The organism is Helcococcus bovis, assembly GCF_046035835.1.
Lineage (GTDB): Bacteria > Bacillota > Clostridia > Tissierellales > Peptoniphilaceae > Helcococcus > Helcococcus bovis.
In genome coordinates this window covers 1-540 of record NZ_JBFNGB010000053.1, presented here as the reverse complement: position 1 = coordinate 540, position 540 = coordinate 1, and the positions used below count along the sequence as shown (strand labels likewise).

Sequence of the window (540 nt, the reverse complement as noted above, 5' to 3'; positions counted from 1 at the left end):
AGAAATCTATCTCCATTTGAGCCCAGTAAAGCTCTTCTTTAAGCCTTTTAATCTCATCTATCTCTTCTTCAGAATATTCTTTTTTAAGTTGTTTTTTAGGCAATTTAGTATCTTTAGTCATACTTGAAGGTCTTCCTCTTTTCTTTGGTTTTAGTCCATCAAGACCTTGATTTCTAAAATCATTTACCCATCTAGCAATTAAAGATGGATTATTAATCCTAAATTGATTAGCAATTTCTTGGTAGGACATTTCTCCTGTTAAGTACAACTTTACTATATTTTGCTTAAAATCAAAAGAGTAATTTTTATTTTTTCTTGAAACTTTTAATCCCTCATAGCCTTGAGACTTAAATGCGTTGACCCATCTTCTTACAATTGACTCATTACTAATTCCATATTTTTTAGCTAAAAATATACATCCTCCCTCATTATTTAAGTATGCTTTCACTACTTTCATTTTAAATTCTGTACTATATTTTGACATGAAAAAACTGACCTCCTTCAAGTTGGTTTTAGGTCCAACTTTTTGGGGTCAGTTCA

At 30.2% G+C, this 540-nt stretch carries 1 protein-coding gene; it reads right to left on the bottom strand.

The genetic code is table 11. The annotated features are described in order from the left end of the window. On the bottom strand, positions 1-484 hold a 484-nt coding region (locus tag ABGF48_RS08465), incomplete at its 3' end, for a transposase (protein ID WP_408105900.1). Between the last annotated feature and the right edge of the window lie 56 nt (positions 485-540).